Annotated in this window: 15 protein-coding genes, 4 tRNA genes and 1 rRNA gene; 19 read left to right on the plus strand and 1 reads right to left on the minus strand. The window is 59.1% G+C overall.

Annotated elements, in window-relative coordinates; all coding sequences use genetic code 11:
* The first annotated feature begins 159 nt into the window (after nt 1–159).
* A 5S ribosomal RNA gene (gene rrf, locus Q376_RS0104350) occupies nt 160–275 on the plus strand.
* Between the two features lie 453 nt (nt 276–728).
* Here rrf and Q376_RS0104355 read toward each other — a convergent pair.
* Nucleotides 729–2,096 carry an MFS transporter gene (locus Q376_RS0104355; RefSeq protein WP_027349274.1) on the minus strand — a complete coding sequence of 456 codons (1,368 nt, stop codon included), beginning with the start codon at nt 2,094–2,096 and terminating at the stop codon, nt 729–731.
* 606 nt (nt 2,097–2,702) lie between these two features.
* Here Q376_RS0104355 and cyoA point away from each other — a divergent pair.
* The 18 genes from cyoA (at nt 2,703) to rplL (ending at nt 15,514) form a co-directional block, all read left to right on the plus strand.
* Nucleotides 2,703–3,578: a ubiquinol oxidase subunit II gene (gene cyoA / locus Q376_RS0104360; protein WP_027349275.1), complete on the plus strand. Its 876-nt coding sequence runs from the start codon at nt 2,703–2,705 to the stop codon at nt 3,576–3,578.
* 2 nt (nt 3,579–3,580) lie between these two features.
* Nucleotides 3,581–5,557, plus strand: a complete 1,977-nt coding sequence (cyoB, locus tag Q376_RS0104365) for a cytochrome o ubiquinol oxidase subunit I (RefSeq protein WP_027349276.1) — start codon at nt 3,581–3,583, stop codon at nt 5,555–5,557.
* Nucleotides 5,558–5,560: 3 nt separating this feature from the next.
* Entirely contained in the window at nt 5,561–6,175 is a 615-nt protein-coding gene (gene cyoC, locus Q376_RS0104370) for a cytochrome o ubiquinol oxidase subunit III (protein ID WP_027349277.1), read from the plus strand.
* A complete protein-coding gene (gene cyoD / locus Q376_RS0104375; RefSeq protein ID WP_027349278.1) occupies nt 6,175–6,516 on the plus strand; it encodes a cytochrome o ubiquinol oxidase subunit IV in 342 nt (113 codons plus the stop codon). Before cyoC ends, cyoD begins: the two co-directional genes overlap by 1 nt.
* Before the next feature lie 10 nt (nt 6,517–6,526).
* Nucleotides 6,527–7,414, plus strand: coding sequence for a heme o synthase (cyoE, locus tag Q376_RS0104380; protein WP_027349279.1), 888 nt, complete (start codon nt 6,527–6,529; stop codon nt 7,412–7,414).
* Between the two features lie 359 nt (nt 7,415–7,773).
* Complete coding sequence (locus tag Q376_RS0104385) at nt 7,774–9,171, plus strand: cytochrome ubiquinol oxidase subunit I (RefSeq protein ID WP_027349280.1); 1,398 nt, start codon at nt 7,774–7,776, stop codon at nt 9,169–9,171.
* 36 nt (nt 9,172–9,207) lie between these two features.
* Complete coding sequence (gene cydB / locus Q376_RS0104390; protein WP_245598906.1) at nt 9,208–10,206, plus strand: cytochrome d ubiquinol oxidase subunit II; 999 nt, start codon at nt 9,208–9,210, stop codon at nt 10,204–10,206.
* A 130-nt stretch (nt 10,207–10,336) separates the two neighbouring features.
* A complete protein-coding gene (locus tag Q376_RS0104395) occupies nt 10,337–11,323 on the plus strand; it encodes a biotin--[acetyl-CoA-carboxylase] ligase (RefSeq protein WP_027349282.1) in 987 nt (328 codons plus the stop codon).
* A 174-nt stretch (nt 11,324–11,497) separates the two neighbouring features.
* A tRNA-Tyr gene (locus tag Q376_RS0104400) sits at nt 11,498–11,581 on the plus strand.
* Nucleotides 11,582–11,625: 44 nt separating this feature from the next.
* Nucleotides 11,626–11,699 (plus strand) — tRNA-Gly (locus Q376_RS0104405).
* A gap of 8 nt (nt 11,700–11,707) precedes the next feature.
* A tRNA-Thr gene (locus Q376_RS0104410) sits at nt 11,708–11,782 on the plus strand.
* A gap of 138 nt (nt 11,783–11,920) precedes the next feature.
* Nucleotides 11,921–11,996 (plus strand) — tRNA-Trp (locus Q376_RS0104415).
* A gap of 85 nt (nt 11,997–12,081) precedes the next feature.
* Entirely contained in the window at nt 12,082–12,453 is a 372-nt protein-coding gene (gene secE / locus Q376_RS0104420; RefSeq protein ID WP_027349283.1) for a preprotein translocase subunit SecE, read from the plus strand.
* Between the two features lie 8 nt (nt 12,454–12,461).
* Nucleotides 12,462–12,995 (plus strand): transcription termination/antitermination protein NusG, encoded by a 534-nt coding sequence (gene nusG, locus Q376_RS0104425; protein ID WP_027349284.1) that lies wholly within the window; start codon nt 12,462–12,464, stop codon nt 12,993–12,995.
* A gap of 107 nt (nt 12,996–13,102) precedes the next feature.
* On the plus strand, nt 13,103–13,534 hold the full coding sequence (gene rplK / locus Q376_RS0104430) for a 50S ribosomal protein L11 (RefSeq protein ID WP_027349285.1): 432 nt from the start codon (nt 13,103–13,105) through the stop codon (nt 13,532–13,534).
* Between the two features lies 1 nt (nt 13,535).
* Nucleotides 13,536–14,228, plus strand: a complete 693-nt coding sequence (rplA, locus tag Q376_RS0104435; protein ID WP_027349286.1) for a 50S ribosomal protein L1 — start codon at nt 13,536–13,538, stop codon at nt 14,226–14,228.
* Between the two features lie 314 nt (nt 14,229–14,542).
* Nucleotides 14,543–15,049 carry a 50S ribosomal protein L10 gene (gene rplJ / locus Q376_RS0104440; RefSeq protein WP_027349287.1) on the plus strand — a complete coding sequence of 169 codons (507 nt, stop codon included), beginning with the start codon at nt 14,543–14,545 and terminating at the stop codon, nt 15,047–15,049.
* A gap of 96 nt (nt 15,050–15,145) precedes the next feature.
* The gene (rplL, locus tag Q376_RS0104445; protein ID WP_027349288.1) at nt 15,146–15,514 is read left to right on the plus strand and encodes a 50S ribosomal protein L7/L12; all 369 of its coding nucleotides are present in this window, start codon (nt 15,146–15,148) and stop codon (nt 15,512–15,514) included.
* Nucleotides 15,515–15,590: the final 76 nt, after the last annotated feature.

The raw sequence follows: 15,590 nt of genomic DNA on the forward strand, positions 1-15,590 counted from the left end.
AGCTAACGTGTACTAATGGTCCGTGAGGCTTGACCATATAACCCCAAGTGGTCAGGTCATCGAAAGACGAAGCAACGGATACGACGAGACGATCTCGGCCAGCATGATCCACGAATCAGCGAAGTTTGCCTGAATAGGCGGGCTTTGCGCCAGAATATGCTTGACGACCATAGCGAGCGGGTCCCACCTGACCCCATGCCGAACTCAGCAGTGAAACCGCTCAGCGCCGATGGTAGTGTGGGGTCTCCCCATGTGAGAGTAGGTCATCGTCAAGCATTCATCCCGAGGACCCCCGCACCGATGGTGCGGGGGTTTTCACTTATGGGGCGCCCGGCGAGGGGCGCCCGGCGAGGGGCGGCGGAAAAGGGCCGGAGCGCCCGTCGAGGATGGTTTACCCACAGCCGGTTCGCGGCAGGCGCTGTGGATAAACGCCCGGCCGGCCATGCCGATGGAGCGCCATCACCACGCCTTGAGGAAGACCGAGGCAGGTCTTTCGATCTCGGGCCGGTAGCTGTGTAGCTGTAAGTACGGCGCGGATGCGCTCCTCTCACCTGGCGAAGTACCCGGATAAGTATGGCCAGACGGCTTCGACGATGAGCTCGTGGCGGCGGTAACGCGGGGCGCGCCGATCCGATCCCTGATCAGGCGCGAGGGGTAGAGCAAAGGGTTGCGGTCATGGCATTTGTACGGTGCCGAGTCATACGAGTAGGCCGTATAGCGGCGCTGTTTCAGCCGGCGCTCGGGCGGAGCGCTGCCTCGAGTGACTCCGCGTCGAAGTGGTCCCGGTCAACCTTGAGATAGGCAACACCCTCTTCCTTGACGATCATCGCGTCCGCCACCCCCCTGATGGCGAGCAGTCGCTCGAGCAGCTGCTGGGTATCGCCGCGCTGCTGGCCGAGAGGCACTATCTCGCTGGAAAGATGGCGAGGAGCAGGCATCCCCCAGATGCAGCCAAGCCATACTAAAGCAACGAGAGCCGCGAATAAGAAGATGGCATCGGCCCCGAAGGCGCCCGCAACCAGGCCGCCGACGCTTCCGCCCACCGTAGTGCCGAGAAACTGACTGGTCGAGTAGAGGCTGAGCGCCGTGCCTTTTCCTCCGGCGGGTGCCAGCTTGCTGACCAACGAGGGCAGGGTCGCCTCGAGCAGATTGAACGCGACGAAGAACAGCCAAAGCAGAGCGATCAGTCCCCGGCTATGGTCGGGCAAGGCGAACATCCCCGAGAGAACCGGGACCAGCAGCATGACGGTCCCGATGAATATCGGCCTCATCTTGCGCCGCTTCTCGGCGATGATGATGAGTGGCGCCATCGCCACGAAAGCGGTCGCCATGATCGGCAGGTAGACCCAGCCATGGGATTCGCTGGCGATGCCGAGGGAGATCAGCTTGAGGGGCAATACGACGAACAGCGCGGTGAGGATGGCGTGAAGGGCGAAGATGGACAGATCGAGGCGCAGAAGGTCGGTGCGAGCCAGAACGTCACGCAGCTGGTGCATATCCATGCCGACATCCTTGTGCGATCGCTCTGGGGCCTTGGGGATCAAGCGCCATAGCACCAGCATGCCCAGGGCCGCCATCAGGGCGGTACTCCAGAACACTCCCGCCAGTCCAAAGCGGTGAGCGAGTACCGGGCCAATGACCATGGAGGCGCCGATCGAGACGCCTATGCTCATCCCGATCACTGCCATCGCGCTGGTGCGTACCTCCTCTCGGGTTCGGTCGGCGAGCAATGCCATGATCACCCCCGACACGGCACCGCTGCCTTGAAGGCAGCGACCGAGGATCACGCCATAGATCGAGGTAGCGTTCGCTGCAACGATGCTGCCGATCAACAGCAGCAACAGTCCGACGGCGATGACCGACTTGCGCCCGATGCGGTCTGAGAGCATGCCGAACGGCACCTGCAGCAGAGCCTGAGTCAGGCCATAGGCGCCAAGTGCCAAGCCGATCAGCACTGGGGTCGCGTGGGCCAGATGTTCGCTGTAGAGCGTCAATACTGGCAGGATCATGAACAAGCCAAGCATCCTGATCGCATACAGTGTCGAGAGTCCTGAGATTGCGCGGAGCTCTGACCTGAGCAGGGGGGAGCGTTTCATAGCGTGCCGACAGTGGATGAGGGGGAGTCGAGGTGGCGAACGATTCTACCGGCTAGGTGAAGGGGAAGGAACGAAGCGGGCGCGGCATCGCGACGATAGATTGTTACTAATTTTATATGCATTGTGATAGCTATTTATTTCCACGCCTTGCGTTAGCACGCTAACGCTTTGGTTTTGTTGAAATAACCTTTAGAATCATGCTGTTGTTTTCGTCAATTGGACCAAGGTTGATGTTTTGGTCCGACGGCATGGGTTGAGATATCCACAAAAAAAACTAAGAATACCGCGTCACGGTCGACCCCCGGCTACGAGGTCACGACCGTTGCTTGGAAAACCCCTACGAACGCGGTTCTCTGGCGACACGCGACGCCGTTGTCGCACACAGCCACACCCGGAGTTCGCTTTTCCACACTCGGAGAAGGGGAAAGCCAGGTATCGGGCGATGACCGTGCGTGGGATACGCACCTCGATCCGCAGAGGTCGGTGCAAGAGTATGGCGGTTCCGCTGCAGATGGGGGCCGACGCCACACAAGCGTCGGTCGTTACCCAGGATGCAGCCGAGCGCATGTGTCTTTCTGGCAAGCAGGGGCATCAAGAGAGCGGAAGATGACGAGAAACTACTGGCAAAGCATCTGCAAGGTACTGGCCGTGTGTGCAGTTTTCCTGCTCGGCGGCTGCGACATGGTGCTGATGGATCCCAAAGGGCAGGTCGGGCTCGAACAGCGTCAACTAATCATTACTGCGTTCTTGCTGATGCTGATCGTAGTGATTCCTGTCATCGTGATGACCTTCCTCTTCGCCTGGAAGTTCAGGGCCTCCAACAAGCAAGCGAAATACTCACCCAACTGGTCGCACTCCAACAAGGTCGAATTCGTCGTATGGGCGGTGCCTTGCCTGATCATCCTGGCGCTGGCCGTGATCACCTATCGCAGTACCCATAATCTCGACCCGATGAAGCCGACCAACCCCGACGTTCCGCCCTTGGTGGTCGAGGTCGTGGCGCTTGACTGGAAATGGCTGTTCATCTATCCCGAGCAGGGCATCGCTACCGTCAATCAGATGGCGATGCCGGTGGATGTCCCGGTCGAATTCCGGGTGACCTCCGGCTCAGTGATGAACTCCTTCTTCATCCCTCAGCTCGGCAGCCAGATCTACGCGATGGCGGGCATGGTCAATCGTTTGCATCTCGAGGCCAATGAGGTAGGCACCTACAGCGGGATGTCTGCCAACTACAGCGGTCATGGCTTCTCGGGAATGCGCTTCGACGCATTGGCGCTGTCCCAGCAGGATTTCGACGGCTGGGTCGAGCAGGTGCGTCAATCCAACGAAGCCCTCGACTCGAACAGCTATCAGAACCTAGCCGAACCCAGCGAACGGCACCCGGTCGAGTACTTCTCGATGGTCCAGCCTGACTTCTTCCAAGGGGTCGTCGACCGGTTTCATGGTAGGAACGTGAGCATGCAAGCAGGTGCCGGAGAGTAAAAATGTTCGGAAAATTAAGTCTCGACGCTATTCCGTATCATGAGCCCATTATCATGGTCACGGTCGGTCTTATCGTCCTCGGCGGCCTGGCTGTCGTCGGGGGGCTGACCTACTTCCGCAAGTGGGGCTATCTGTGGAACGAGTGGCTGACCACCGTCGACCACAAGAAGATCGGGGTGATGTACATCCTGGTCGCCTTCGTCATGCTCATCCGCGGCTTTGCCGATGCGATCATGATGCGTACGCAGCAGGCGATCGCTTCTGGTGGTGCTGAGGGCTATCTCCCTCCACACCACTACGACCAGATATTCACTGCCCACGGCGTGATCATGATCTTCTTCATGGCGATGCCGTTCATGATCGGGCTGATGAACATCGTCGTGCCGCTGCAAATCGGCGCGAGGGACGTGGCGTTTCCGTTCCTCAACTCGGTGAGCTTCTGGTTCACCGCGATGTCGGTGGTACTGATCAACATCTCGCTGGCAGTGGGCGAGTTCGCGCAGACTGGTTGGCTCGCTTATCCACCATTGTCGGGGATACAGTACAGTCCGGGCGTGGGGGTCGACTATTGGATATGGGCTTTGCAGATATCCGGTATCGGTACGCTGCTCACCGGTGTGAACTTCTTCGTCACCATCCTCAAGATGCGTGCCCCAGGCATGAGCCTGATGAAGATGCCGGTGTTCACCTGGACCGCTCTTTGCACCAACGTCCTGATCATCGCCTCGTTCCCGATCCTGACCGTGACCGTGGCGCTGCTGACGCTCGATCGCTACATGGGGATGAACTTCTTCACCAACGAGCTTGGCGGCAACCAGATGATGTACGTCAACCTCATCTGGGCGTGGGGGCATCCCGAGGTCTACATTCTGGTGTTGCCGGCCTTCGGTATCTTCGCTGAAGTCACCGCCACCTTCTGTAAGAAGCGCCTATTCGGCTATACCTCGCTGGTCTACGCAACCATCGCGATCACCGTCCTTTCGTTCATCGTCTGGTTGCACCACTTCTTCACCATGGGGGCGGGTGCCAACGTCAATGCCTTCTTCGGCATCGCGACGATGATCATCGCGATTCCGACCGGGGTGAAGATATTCAACTGGCTGTTCACCATGTATCAGGGTCGCATCGAGTTTTCGGTGCCGATGCTCTGGACGCTTGGCTTCCTGGTCACCTTCACCATCGGTGGGATGACAGGTGTCATGCTGGCGATTCCGGGCGCCGACTACGTGTTGCACAACAGTTTGTTCCTGATCGCGCACTTCCATAACGTGATCATCGGTGGCGTGGTGTTCGGCTACCTGGCGGGCTTTAGCTACTGGTTCCCGAAAGTGTTCGGTTTCAAACTGAATGAGAAGCTTGGCAAGGCAGCCTTCTGGTGCTGGTGCATCGGCTTCTTCGTCGCCTTCATGCCGCTCTATGCACTGGGCTTCATGGGGATGACCCGTCGTGTCAGCACCTACGACAACCCTGATTGGCACATCCCGCTGGTCATCGCCGCCATTGGGGCTGTGATCATTCTCTGCGGTATCCTCTGCCAGTTCGCCCAGCTGTTCGTCAGCATCAAGGATCGTAAGAAGAACCTCGATCTGACGGGAGATCCATGGGGCGGTCGTACTTTGGAGTGGTCGATTTCCTCACCGGCGCCGTTCTACAACTTCGCCGAGACCCCGGTGGTTCACGAGCGTGACGCCTTCTGGGACATGAAGGAAAAAGGCACGGCCTACAAGCGTCCGGCGAAATACCAGCCGATCCACATGCCCCGTTATACCGGAGCCGGTGTCATCATTGCGCTGTTCAGTCTGGTCATGGGCTTCGCGCTTGTCTGGCACATCTGGTGGATGGTCGTAGTGGGCTTCCTGGGCATGGTGATTACCTTCATCGCTCGTACCTTCAATTACGACATCGACTACTACGTGCCCGCGGAAGAGGTCGAACAGACCGAAAACCAGCATTTCAAGAACCTTGAGAAGCAGGCCTGATCCATGACGAGCGAAACCCTCAAGCATCACGATGCTCATGCCGAAGGGCATGAGCACCACGACGCCGGCGCAACCACTGTGTTCGGCTTCTGGGTCTACATCATGAGCGACTGCGTGCTTTTCGCCACGCTGTTCGCTGTGTTCGCTGTGCTCGGCACCAGCTACGCCGGGGGTCCTACCGGACAAGAACTGTTCGATCTCTCGTTCGTACTGATCGAGACCTTCGTACTGTTGGCAAGTAGTTTCACTATCGGTCTTGCGACGCTTGCAATGCATCGTGGAGACAAGGCCAAGACGCAGCAGTGGTTGCTGTTGACGGTAATTCTCGGTGCCTTGTTCGTCGCCCTCGAGATCTACGAGTTCCATCATCTGGTGGGAATTGGCGCGACCTGGCAGACGAGTGCCTTCCTCTCGGCCTACTTCACCCTGGTCGGAACCCACGGGCTGCACGTGACCTCCGGTGTGATCTGGGGCTTGGTGCTGCTGATTCAGATCGGTAAGAAAGGCCTGGTCGCGACCAATGTCACCCGGCTTTCCTGCTTGAGCCTGTTCTGGCACTTCCTGCATATCATCTGGATTTGCGTATTCACCATCGTGTATCTGACGGGGGTTCTGTAATGAGTGGACAGCAGCATCACGACGTTCACACTGGCGCCGATCATGGCACCCTGCGTTCCTACATCGTCGGGCTGGTTCTTTCGGTCATCCTGACGGTCATCCCGTTCGCGCTGGTGATGGCTGGCGGGCTCTCCAAGGGCGTGCTCCTGGCGGTGATCATGGTGCTCGCCGTGGTACAGATCGTGATCCAGGTGATCTACTTCCTGCATATGAACAGCAAATCCGAGGGCGGGTGGAACCTGATCACCCTGTGGTTCACGATATTGATCGTGGGCATCCTGGTCGTCGGTTCGTTGTGGATCATGCACCACCTCAATCACAACGTGATGATCGCGGGCTGAAACCGACTAGATGTTCAAGAAATACTTGCTCGTCACCAAGCCGGGCATCATCTTTGGCAATCTGATCTCGGTGGCGGGAGGGTTCTTCCTCGCCTCCCGTGGCAGCATAGATTTGCTTTTGCTGCTCGCCACCATGATCGGGGTTTCCCTGGTGATTGCCTCGGGGTGCGTGTTCAACAACTTCATAGATCGTGACATCGACAAGATGATGGAGAGGACGCGGCAGCGCGTCCTCGTCCAAGGGCTGATTTCCGGACCCGTAACGATTCTCTACGCCTGCGTTCTGGGCGTGTTGGGGTTCGCCACGCTCTACATCGCCGCCAACCCGCTTGCGGCGCTGTTTGCGGGCCTTGGGTTCTTCATCTATGTCGTCGTCTACTCCCTCTATCTGAAGCGCAATTCCGTCTATGGCACCCTGGTGGGCAGCTTGTCCGGCGCGGCGCCACCGGTGATCGGCTATTGCGCGGTGAGTGGGAGTTTCGACGCCGGTGCCTTGATCCTGCTGTTGATCTTCAGCCTCTGGCAGATGCCGCATTCCTATGCCATCGCGATCTTCCGCTTCAACGACTATCGTGCCGCGTCGATTCCGGTGCTGCCGGTGGAGCGTGGGATCGGCGTGGCCAAGGCGCACATCGTCGGCTACATCCTCGCTTTCGCCGTCGCTACCTTGATGCTCACGGTGAGTGGGTATGCGGGATATGGCTATTTTGTCGTTGCCGTCGGCATGAGCGCCTACTGGCTCTACATGGCGCTGCGTGGCTATGTGACGTCGGATGACAGCGCTTGGGCCCGCAGGCTGTTCGTCTTCTCCATCCTGATCATCACTTCGCTGAGCGTCATGATGTCGGTGGACTTCCAGGTCGCGGTCTCGCCTGCGCTGTTGACCTTCGCAGACTAAACCCCTCGTCGTCGTCTATTCATGACGGCTGCGACGGGGTTCTGCCCGATCTCCTCTATCTTCCTCCTCTGTTTGGAATTCTTCGTGGAACCCGCTCGCTCCGAGTGAAGCGTGGTTCGACGAGTTGAGCCACGCTCCGAGCCTGTTCTAGGTGAGCGCTCCTCTACCGCCCTGGTCGTTCGTCGTTTCCGCGTGCGCGCTTTCAGTCAGCGCCTATGCTGAGGACTGGATCGCGGGACTTTGCGGAGTCTGCGTCATATTGACGCAACGGGACATGGCTGCGGTCCTAAGTGACTAGAATGGCCGCCTCACAAATAGGAAGCAGCAGTGCGTGCCGTGCGTGCTGAGGAGACAACCGTATGTTGGGGCTCGACGCTGTCGATCTGGCAAGATTTCAGTTCGCCTTCACCGTCTCTTTTCACATCATCTTTCCCGCGCTGTCGATAGGCTTGGCCAGCTATCTGATGGCGCTCGAAGCGCTGTGGCTTAAGACGGGGAACGAGGTTTACCACGGGCTCTACCGATTCTGGATCAGGATCTTCGCAGTCGCGTTCGGTCTTGGGGTGGTTTCCGGGGTAGTGATGGCCTATCAATTCGGTACCAACTGGAGTGTGTTCGCCGAACGAGGGGGCGACATCACCGGGGTGCTGTTGACCTATGAAGTGCTCACGGCTTTCTTCCTTGAGGCCGGCTTCCTGGGTGTGATGCTGTTCGGTGAGAAGCGGGTCAGCAAGCCAGTGCACTTTCTCGCCACATGCATGGTGGCGATCGGTACGTTGATCTCGGCGACCTGGATCCTGGTCTCCAATAGCTGGATGCAGACGCCTGCTGGCTATGAAGTCGTCAACGGGCGCTTCGTGCCGGGCAACTGGCTCGAAATCATCTTCAATCCATCTTTCCCCTATCGCTTCGTCCATATGGTGCTGGCCGCATTCATTTCGGTGAGCTTCCTGGTGGCGGGTGTCGCCGGCTATCACCTGCTGCGCAACAGCAAGGATGCCGCCGCGCGCAAGATGCTCTCGATGGCGATGTGGATGGCGATCATCGCAGTGCCGATCCAGATCGTCGCCGGTGACATGCACGGACTCAATACCATGGAGCACCAGCCGGCCAAGCTGGCTGCGATGGAAGGGCATTGGGAGAACGAGCCTGGAGCGGGTGTGCCGCTGGTGCTGTTCGGGTTGCCCAACATGGACGCCGAGCGCAATGATTTCGCGCTTGAGATTCCGAGAGTAGCCAGTCTCTATCTCACTCACTCCTGGAGTGGCGAGGTGCAGGCGCTCAAGGACTTTCCGCGCGATGAATGGCCGGATGTGCCGCTGGTGTTCTGGAGCTTCCGTGTGATGGTGGGGCTCGGCATGCTGATGCTGTTGACCGGGGTGGTGGGTAACTACCTGCGTCACCGCGGCAAGCTCTACACCACGCCTCTGTTCCTGCGCTGGGCCATGCTGCTCTCTCCCGCAGGGTTCGTTGCCATCGTGGCGGGTTGGGTGACGACCGAGGCCGGTCGGCAGCCATGGGTGATCTACGGCCTGCTGCGCACGCTCGATGCGCACTCATCCCTTTCCTTCGGCAGCATGGTGGCGAGTCTGATCGGCTTCCTCGTGGTCTATGCGGTGATCTTCGCGATCGGCATCTATTACATGCTGATGCTGATCCGCAAGGAGCCGATGGGTGAAATGCCAGAGGGTGGCCCGGGCGAGCGCAATACGCCGAAACGGCCGTTCTCGGCCACGATCGAAAGCCTCGACGACTAAGCCCGGGAGATACCACTTATGTTCATGGATATGCCTATGTTGCCGGTCGTCTGGTTCGGCTTGATCGGCTTCGCCGTCGCGATGTACATCATCCTGGACGGCTTCAGTCTCGGTATCGGTATTCTCTTTCCGTTCGTCAAGGGCGACGCGCGCCGTGATGTGATGATGGGCACCGCGATGCCGGTCTGGGATGGTAACCAGACCTGGATGATTCTCGCCGGGGCCGGGCTCTATGGTGCTTTCCCCATGGTCTATGCAACCATCCTGCCGGCAATGTACTTGCCGCTGGTATTGATGCTGCTCGCTTTGATCTTCCGGGGAATAGCCTTCGAGTTCAGGGCCAAGTCGACCCGCTACCGCCACATGTTCGACCTGGCGTTTTCCCTGGGCGCGATCGTCGCGACCTTTGCCCAGGGAGTGGTGCTGGGGGGGATCATCCACGGCCTGCAGGTGAGCGATCGGCAGTTCGCCGGAAACACCTTCGACTGGCTGACGCCGTTTTCGCTGTTCACCGGCGTTGCGCTGATATGCGGCTATGCCTTGCTCGGTGCAGCATGGCTGGTGGTGAAGACCGAAGGGGCGCTGCAGAGGAAGTTCTACGCTGCGGTTCGTCCGTTGACTATCGTGCTTATCGTGGCGATGGCGGTGATCAGCATCTGGACGCCTCTGAACAACCAGGCGATCGCTGAGCGCTGGTTCTCCACCCCGAATATCTTCTATCTCTCGATAGTCCCGCTGCTGGTGGTGGTGCTTGCGTTCAGTATCCTCAGCGGAGTGGGTAAAGGGAACGAGAAACTCATTTTCGCCAAGGTGATCGGGCTCTTCATGCTGGGGCTCGTCGGCCTGGTGATCAGCTTCTTTCCCTACATCATCCCGCCCTCGATCACCATATGGGAGGCCTCTTCGAGCGCTTCGAGCCAGCAGTTCCTGATCGTTGGCTACTTGGTGATCATGCCGGTCGTGCTGGTCTACACCGCCTATAGCTACTATGTCTTCCGCGGCAAGGTTCGGCTGGAAAACCTGCATCATTACTGAGCCCATCTGGTGCATATCGCGCGAGCCCTCTCATCGCAATGAGAGGGCTCGCTGCGTTTTGGCTCATCAAGCGATCGATGCGCGACGCAATTGAGATAGAATCGCCTTTCACTTGCGTTGGATGTGCATGATGAATTTTCGCGACCTGGTCCGTCTTCTTGGGGATGGTGAGTACCGCTCCGGTGAGGAGCTGGGCGAGCGGCTCGGCGTCTCTCGGACGGCGATCTGGAAGCAGTTGAAGAAGCTCGAGGGACTGGGTGTCACGCTCGAGGCGGTGCGTGGGCGAGGGTATCGCGTCTCGCCGCCGATCGAGCTGCTCGATGGCAGCGAAATCGTCGGCAAGCTGCCTCATGCTGCGCGCCGTCGTCTGGCGCGGCTGTTCGTCGAAATGCAGCTCGATTCGACCAACAGCTTCCTGCTCAATCGCTTTTCGCAAGGAGCGGGGCATGCGGAAGTCTGCTTCGCCGAGCAGCAGACCAGTGGTCGTGGTCGTCGAGGGCGGCGCTGGGAGACTCCGTTGGGCGGCGGTCTGACTTTTAGCCTCGGGTGGCGCTTCGATTCTCCGGCGGCCCACTTGCAGGGGCTGAGCCTTTCCGTTGGGGTGGTGATAGCGCAAGCATTGGCGAGCCAGGGTGTCGATATCGAGCTGAAGTGGCCCAACGACCTGCTGCTGCGCCGCGGCGACGGTGAGCTTGCCAAGCTGGGGGGGGTATTGATCGAGCTACAGGGCGATGCGGAAGGCCCTTGTGAAGTGGTGATCGGCATCGGTCTCAACGTTCTCTGTGCTCCGAAGCTCGAGGGAGGGAAGGGGTTGCCAAGCGGATGCTTGGGAGAGGTCAATCGGGGCCTGTCGAGAAATGCCGTCGCCGCCGTGCTGATCGAGCATTTGACCGCCATGCTGGAGCGGTTCGGCAGCGAGGGATTCGAACCATGGCGATCTCGCTGGAATCAGTTGCATGCGCTCAGCGGGTGCGCGGTCAACGTCACTCTGGGGGAGGGGGGATATCTCGCTACCGCGCTCGATGTCGATTCGAACGGCAATCTCAGGGTTCGTGAAGGGGATACGATCCGTACCCTGGCGGGTGGGGAGATCACTCTGCGGCCCCTGTCTGACTGAGCGTCCGGTTTTTTTGCGGTGGGGTTGCGCGGGCAGGGTCTTTTTGCAACAATGCGCCGCGTCTTCGCTGGGGCCTCTCGTGGTCGCGTCGAATCCCACAGTTCGGGCGGCGGATGAAAAGAGAGATAAGCGATTGACAGGGTGGGGAAATGATGTAGAATTCGCCGCCACGTAGGAGAGGTTCCCGAGTGGCCAAAGGGAGCAGACTGTAAATCTGCCGCGAAAGCTTCGAAGGTTCGAATCCTTCCCTCTCCACCAGAATTTTGGCTTCGCTATGCGGTCTTGGCGAAGCAGATGGGTAAGCGGGCGTAGTTCAATGGTAGAACCTCAGCCTTCCAAGCTGATGGTGCGGGTTCGATTCCCGCCGCCCGCTCCAGGCAAAGCGCTCATGTAGCTCAGGGGTAGAGCACTCCCTTGGTAAGGGAGAGGTCGACGGTTCAATTCCGTCCATGAGCTCCAATTTTGAAAAGGATGATCGGTATGGTCGTCCTTTTCTTCTTTTTCTGCGCTCGTGTGGGTGTTTTGGGTGGGGGTTGTCAGTCGAGTGTCTTTCGGCTACGATGGCGCCCGCTCTTTCGAGGGTTGAAAGTCGTGTCTAGGCCAGTAGCTCAATTGGCAGAGCAGCGGTCTCCAAAACCGCAGGTTGGGGGTTCGATTCCCTCCTGGCCTGCCAACCTTCCCCAGGTTGGCATCAGTCGGCAGTCAAAAGCCCGATTGATACCTATAATCCCAGCTATCGCCGCACCAGGAGTTCATCCATGAAAAATAACGCCGAGGTGCAGACGACGTCGCGCCACGACGCTATCAAGTGGGCGATCGCGGTCGTTCTCGTTGCCCTGGCGGTGGCCGGCAACATCTATTTCGCGGATCAGCCCCTGCTCTATCGCGTTCTGGGCGTTGTCGTGGTCGCAGGCCTTGGTGTCTACGTTGGCTTCACCACGGTCAAAGGGCGCGAGCTGATCGAGCTCGGGCGCAGCGCGAAGAAAGAGATTCAGCGTGTGGTCTGGCCGACGCGCCAGGAAACCATTCAGACCACTGCGATCGTGATGGTTGCAGTGCTGATCGTTGGGCTCGTGCTCTGGCTGATCGATACCCTGCTTGGCTGGCTCGTGTCGGGCATCATAGGTTAGGAGAAAGCATGGCTAAGCGCTGGTACGTGGTTCACGCCTACTCCGGCTTCGAGAAGCAGGTGATGCGGTCGCTCAAGGACCGCATCAAGCTGCATGAGGTCGAGGATCTCTTTGGTGAGATTCTCGTGCCGGTCGAAGAAGTCGTCGAGATGCGTGACGGCAAGCGTCGTAAGAGTGAGCGTAAGTTCTATCCCGGCTACGTGCTGGTCGAGATGGAAATGAACGATACGACGTGGCACTTGGTCAACGAGACGCCGCGCGTCATGGGCTTCATCGGCGGTACGCCGGAGAAGCCTGCGCCGATCACTCAGCGCGAAGCGGATGCCATTCTTCGCCGCGTGCAGGATGGTAGCGAGAAGCCTCGTCCCAAGACCGTTTTCGAAGCTGGCGAGACCGTTCGGGTCGTCGATGGTCCGTTCGCCGACTTCAACGGCGTGGTCGAAGAAGTGAACTACGAGAAGAGCCGCCTGCAGGTCAGCGTATTGATCTTCGGGCGCTCCACCCCTGTGGAGCTTGAATTCTCCCAGGTGGTCAAAGAGTGATTTGATTCAGCTCGCGAGAGAGGCCTCTCGTGAGTTTTGGAGCGTCGGTTCGACGTTCTTTTTCACCGGGGAGCCGAAAGGCGCTATCACCCAAACGGAGTCCATCCATGGCCAAGAAAGTACAGGCGTACATCAAGCTGCAGGTCGCAGCTGGTAAAGCCAACCCCAGCCCCCCCGTGGGTCCGGCGCTCGGTCAGCACGGCGTCAACATCATGGAGTTCTGCAAAGCCTTCAATGCGGCTACCCAGAACCTCGAGCCGGGTCTGCCGACTCCGGTCGTGATCACCGTCTATTCCGATCGCAGCTTCACCTTCATCACCAAGACTCCTCCGGCGGCGGTGCTGCTCAAGAAAGCAGCCGGCATCCAGTCTGGTTCGGGCGAGCCGAACAAGAAGAAGGTGGGCACCGTGACTCGCGCGCAGCTCGAAGAGATCGCGCGTACCAAAGAGCCGGATATGACCGCTTCCGATCTCGAAGCAGCCGTCCGTACCATCGCTGGCAGTGCGCGCAGCATGGGTCTGAACGTGGAGGGTCTCTGAGATGGCCAAGCTTACCAAGCGCATGAAGCAGATTCGCGCCAAGGTCGACTCTGCCAAGACTTACAGCATCGACGAAGCCACCGCTCTGCTTGCTGAGCTTTCGACCGTCAAGTTCAAGGAATCCATCGACGTTTCCGTGAATCTGGGCGTCGATCCGCGCAAATCCGATCAGGTGGTGCGTGGCGCTACCGTCATGCCTCACGGTACCGGCAACGACGTTCGTGTCGCCGTATTTGCCCAAGGCGCCAACGCCGATGCGGCCCGTGAAGCTGGTGCCGAGATCGTTGGTATGGACGACCTCGCTGCCGAGATCAAAGGCGGCCGTCTGGACTTCGACGTCGTCATCGCCTCTCCGGATGCGATGCGTGTGGTCGGCCAGCTGGGCCAGATCCTCGGCCCGCGCGGCCTGATGCCGAACCCCAAGGTCGGCACCGTGACTCCCGACGTCGCTACCGCGGTCAAGAACGCCAAGGCTGGTCAGGTGCGTTTCCGTACCGACAAGAACGGCATCATCCATGCGACGCTGGGCAAGGTCGACTTCGCTCCCGAAGCGATCAAAGGCAACCTCGAAGCGCTGATCAACGATCTCAAGCGCCTCAAGCCCAGCACCTCGAAAGGTGTGTACCTGAAGAAGGTCTCGCTCTCGAGCACCATGGGTCCTGGCATCACCGTCGATCACTCCTATCTGGCCTGATCGATGGTTCGGCAGCGGCGATCCAGTCGCCGCCGATCGATTGTCTTTAGCAGTAACTTTGCGGTTCCCGCGCCGATTGGGCGGGCGCCGTCAAAGACCGCAGGTGCGCAGGATTGGTCTTGCGCTTAATGGGCTCTGCCCGCCTGCGCAGATGGTGAGGCTTGCCATGGGGCTGCGTGAGTGGCCCTTGGCACCAGCCATCCCCCGCCCCAGGCGCTGCGCGATTTCGGTCGTGTCTACGCTCTGGGATATGGCAACCCGGGGTGGTGATCGGATTCGTTCCGGTCGCTCTCCGGTACGAAGGAGTGAAGACAGTGGCATTAGGTCTTGAAGGCAAAAAGGCGATCGTCGCTGAAGTCAGCGAAGCCGCTAGCGCCGCGCTCTCCGTCGTCGTTGCCGACTCTCGCGGTGTGACTGTAGACGCAATGACCGAATTGCGTAAACAGGCTCGCGAGAATGGCGTCCAGCTGCGCGTCGTGCGCAACACGCTGGCGCGCCGTGCGCTCGCAGGTACCTCTTATGAGTGCCTGAACGAGTCGTTCGTCGGCCCGACCCTTCTTGCGTTTTCCATGGAGCATCCTGGCGCTGGCGCCCGATTGCTCAAGGAATTCGCCAAGAAGCAGGAGAAGTTCGACGTCAAAGCATTGGCGTACGATGGCGAGCTCATCCCGGCTGAACAGATCGATCGCCTGGCCGCTCTGCCGACGCGCGACGAAGCGCTCGCCAAGCTGTTGTCGGTGATGAAAGAAGCTTCCGCCGGCAAACTGGCCCGCGTTCTCGCTGCGCTGCGCGACAAGAAACAATCGGAAGAAGCCGCATAAGCGGTTGTTTCCCTTCATCTTGTCTGCCCGTACGGGTGCGAACGTCCAAAATCACGCTCGAGCAACAGTTGCTCCGCAAAGTCTAGGAATGTAATCATGGCACTTAGCAAAGACGATATCATCAACGCAGTAGCCGAAATGTCCGTCATGGAAGTGGCCGATCTGGTCACCGCGATGGAAGAGAAATTCGGCGTTTCCGCCGCAGCGGCCGTTGTCGCTGGTCCGGCCGCAGCTGCCGAAGCAGTTGAAGAGCAGACCGAATTCGACCTGATCCTGAAAGATGCTGGCGAGAAAAAAGTCAACGTCATCAAGGCTGTTCGCGAAATCACCGGTCTCGGCCTGAAAGAAGCCAAGGCTGCTGTCGATGGCGCTCCGGCGACCATCAAAGAAGCTCTGTCCAAGGATGACGCAGAAGCTGCGAAGAAAAAGCTCGAAGAAGCTGGCGCTACCGCGGAACTCAAGTAACGTTCGTGCGTATCGCTACGTACGCGGCTTAGCTTGCGTACACGGCTGGTGGCGGTTCTCCGCCGCCGGCCTTTTT

It is taken from the genome of Halotalea alkalilenta DSM 17697 (assembly GCF_000621205.1).
GTDB lineage: Bacteria > Pseudomonadota > Gammaproteobacteria > Pseudomonadales > Halomonadaceae > Halotalea > Halotalea alkalilenta.

What these genes read in the sequence shown, in the direction of transcription:
- Q376_RS0104355 (WP_027349274.1), bottom strand. Translation starts at nt 2,096, where the DNA reads ATGAAACGCTCCCCCCTGCTCAGGTCAGAGCTCCGCGCAATCTCAGGA.
- cyoA (WP_027349275.1), top strand. Translation starts at nt 2,703, where the DNA reads ATGACGAGAAACTACTGGCAAAGCATCTGCAAGGTACTGGCCGTGTGT.
- cyoB (WP_027349276.1), top strand. Translation starts at nt 3,581, where the DNA reads ATGTTCGGAAAATTAAGTCTCGACGCTATTCCGTATCATGAGCCCATT.
- cyoC (WP_027349277.1), top strand. Translation starts at nt 5,561, where the DNA reads ATGACGAGCGAAACCCTCAAGCATCACGATGCTCATGCCGAAGGGCAT.
- cyoD (WP_027349278.1), top strand. Translation starts at nt 6,175, where the DNA reads ATGAGTGGACAGCAGCATCACGACGTTCACACTGGCGCCGATCATGGC.
- cyoE (WP_027349279.1), top strand. Translation starts at nt 6,527, where the DNA reads ATGTTCAAGAAATACTTGCTCGTCACCAAGCCGGGCATCATCTTTGGC.
- Q376_RS0104385 (WP_027349280.1), top strand. Translation starts at nt 7,774, where the DNA reads ATGTTGGGGCTCGACGCTGTCGATCTGGCAAGATTTCAGTTCGCCTTC.
- cydB (WP_245598906.1), top strand. Translation starts at nt 9,208, where the DNA reads ATGTTGCCGGTCGTCTGGTTCGGCTTGATCGGCTTCGCCGTCGCGATG.
- Q376_RS0104395 (WP_027349282.1), top strand. Translation starts at nt 10,337, where the DNA reads ATGAATTTTCGCGACCTGGTCCGTCTTCTTGGGGATGGTGAGTACCGC.
- secE (WP_027349283.1), top strand. Translation starts at nt 12,082, where the DNA reads ATGAAAAATAACGCCGAGGTGCAGACGACGTCGCGCCACGACGCTATC.
- nusG (WP_027349284.1), top strand. Translation starts at nt 12,462, where the DNA reads ATGGCTAAGCGCTGGTACGTGGTTCACGCCTACTCCGGCTTCGAGAAG.
- rplK (WP_027349285.1), top strand. Translation starts at nt 13,103, where the DNA reads ATGGCCAAGAAAGTACAGGCGTACATCAAGCTGCAGGTCGCAGCTGGT.
- rplA (WP_027349286.1), top strand. Translation starts at nt 13,536, where the DNA reads ATGGCCAAGCTTACCAAGCGCATGAAGCAGATTCGCGCCAAGGTCGAC.
- rplL (WP_027349288.1), top strand. Translation starts at nt 15,146, where the DNA reads ATGGCACTTAGCAAAGACGATATCATCAACGCAGTAGCCGAAATGTCC.